The organism is Dactylosporangium sucinum (genome assembly GCF_014647515.1).
Classification (GTDB): Bacteria; Actinomycetota; Actinomycetes; order Mycobacteriales; family Micromonosporaceae; genus Dactylosporangium; species Dactylosporangium sucinum.
Genome location: NZ_BMPI01000170.1, coordinates 1 through 2,214, shown reverse-complemented (window position 1 = coordinate 2,214; position 2,214 = coordinate 1). Strand labels below are relative to the sequence as shown.

Here is a 2,214-nt window from a genome sequence, read left to right as displayed (position 1 = left end):
TACCGCGCCACCGTCGACATTGCCACGATGAAGATCTGGCTACGCGACCTCACCAAAGATCCACGAGACACGACCTAGGCGGCTGGTTGCCAGCCCCGCCGCGATGAAGACCACGACGGTCAGCAGATCCCGGCCCGCGGTGAACTCGAACGCCCGGAAGGGCGGGACGTGAAAATAGTTGAACGCGAGGGCGCTGGCAACGGCCGTCAAGACGCTGAGCCAGGGCTTCCACACCATGGAGACGGCCAGGACGCCGCAGAGGTATACCACGGCTGTGGCGGCCGTCGGGGAGTTTGCCCTGAGGGGAAACAGCACGAGGGTCTCCGCCGCAATGAGCGCCACGGCGACGACCACCCCGAGCCAGGGCGGTGGCGGCTTCGGTCTCAGCAGCAACGGAACCAGGTTTGTGGACACCGGCGACCGTCTTTCACCTCGCCGTCAACACGCTGCGCCGGCGCGTACGCGGTCACCGCGGATGCGAACCATGGATCGCTGGGCGTGCTGGCACAGCTTCCTGCAAAGGCATTTTACCGCGAAGCAACGGCCTGATCGACACGGCGTCGCTACCCGGGTTCGCCGGTCGCCCCCGAGCTCACCAGCCTGGTCACTCCCTGCGCGCTGTCTCCTGAGACCATGAGGCGGGTCAACGCCGCACCAGCCGCTGCCGCCAGCGACTGAAGCCGGGTCAGCTCCTCGTCGGTGACCTGGTGTGGCTGGATCCAGTATGCGCCGATCGCCCCGAGCGGGTCCTCGACGCGCATCGGGACGATGGCGAGGCTCTTCACGAACGTCGGTCGGTAGGCATCCTGCGGCACCCGTTCGTCGACCTGGATGTCCGGCACGACGGCCGGCTGACGGTTGAGGATCGACCATCCACTGATGCACTGCCGCACAGGGAATCGCTGGCCCTTCCACAGCGGGCTCACCGCGTCCTCGTCGGCGTAGAAACAGTACCCGTGGTCCAGCAGCACCACGCTGGACCCGTGAGCGTTCGCCAAACGCCTGGCGGCGCTACGGATGATCTGTTGAGCCTGCTCCACGTCCTGCACCAGGGCCAGGTCGGCCACCGCGGTGTTCAGCAGCTCGGACTCATCCATCATCGATGGTCCTTCCCGTCACGATGCCGCACGCCCTGGCGACGGCCCACCTTTTGACGACCTCACTACCAGGTTGTTCCCGCCGTTCCGCAAGGTGTTCTCATCCTTTCCGGATGATCGTCGCCGTAGCTGCGCGGTCCAGGGCTGTCACGACGCAGCCCGGGGGAACGGACCCGCACGCATTCGACGGTAGATGAGCGCATCCGGTCCCGGCGTAGGGAAAGCGTCAAGAAACGCGATGCCGGCGTAGGGATTTCGTCAATGCATCTGGGCAGGGCCATCGGCCGGGATTTCACTGACACCGGATCCGGGGACGGCAGGCCCATCGCCGGTTGTCGTGCCGAGTGTCGAGGCGGTTGTTGCGAGATGAACGGGACCTGGTGGTTGGTCCGGCCGCGGTTCGCCGCGCCGGCCGGCCTCACCCTGGCGGCCGGAGCGGCTGGTGTCGTGGTCGTCGCGGTGCTCTGCGCCGCCACGACCACGCCGTCGTCGACGGCCGCCCGTCTCGTCGCGCTGGCGTTGTGGAGCGCCGCGATCGGCGCCGTCGGCGACCTGGTCGCCGCGACCGGAACCGCCGCGATCGCCTGGACGGTGCTCAACGGGTTCCTGGTGAACGAGTTGGGCGAACTGACCTGGCACGGCCCGGCCGACGTGGCGCGGCTCGGCGTGCTCCTCGGCGCCGCCGTCCTGAGCTGGCTGGCGGTCCTCGTGCGCCGCGTGCTCCGGCACCGCCGGGAGGTTGTCCGGCTGCGGATCTGGCTCTCCGGCGACGCGTTCGCGTCGCCGATTCCCCCGTTCAAGGAGGCAAGCTCCAGTGGCTGATGTGGTGTTCGTGCTGCTGACGATCGCGTTGTTCGCGGTCCTCGGCCTGGCGGTGCGGGCGGTGGAGCGGCTGTGAACGCCGAGAATCTTGTCGGTTTGGTGCTCGCGGTGGCCCTCACCGTGTTCCTGGTGGCTGCGCTGTTGTTTCCGGAGCGGTTCTGATGATCCCAGCATTGTTCGTCGGCTCGCTGGTGCTCGCCTTGGTGGTTGTGTTCCGGCCGTTCGGGGATTACATGTTTCGGGCGATCACGTCGGTGCGGCATTTGCGTGTTGAGCGTGTCGTCTACCGGGTGGT

General features: G+C 67.3%; 4 protein-coding genes. 2 read left to right on the top strand and 2 right to left on the bottom strand.

Annotated features, from left to right (window positions below; translation table 11 throughout):
- Window positions 1-39: 39 nt before the first annotated feature.
- Both IEZ31_RS55600 and IEZ31_RS55595 read right to left on the bottom strand, forming a co-directional pair.
- Entirely contained in the window at window positions 40-414 is a 375-nt protein-coding gene (locus IEZ31_RS55600; RefSeq protein WP_190258265.1) for a DUF4118 domain-containing protein, read from the bottom strand.
- Between the two features lie 149 nt (window positions 415-563).
- On the bottom strand, window positions 564-1,100 hold the full coding sequence (locus IEZ31_RS55595) for a GAF domain-containing protein (RefSeq protein WP_190258264.1): 537 nt from the start codon (window positions 1,098-1,100) through the stop codon (window positions 564-566).
- A 363-nt stretch (window positions 1,101-1,463) separates the two neighbouring features.
- Between IEZ31_RS55595 and IEZ31_RS55590 the strand changes: the two genes are divergently transcribed.
- Window positions 1,464-1,919, top strand: coding sequence for a hypothetical protein (locus IEZ31_RS55590; protein WP_190258263.1), 456 nt, complete (start codon window positions 1,464-1,466; stop codon window positions 1,917-1,919).
- 72 nt (window positions 1,920-1,991) lie between these two features.
- Window positions 1,992-2,081, top strand: a complete 90-nt coding sequence (gene kdpF / locus IEZ31_RS55585) for a K(+)-transporting ATPase subunit F (RefSeq protein WP_190256946.1) — start codon at window positions 1,992-1,994, stop codon at window positions 2,079-2,081.
- The last annotated feature ends 133 nt before the right edge of the window (window positions 2,082-2,214 follow it).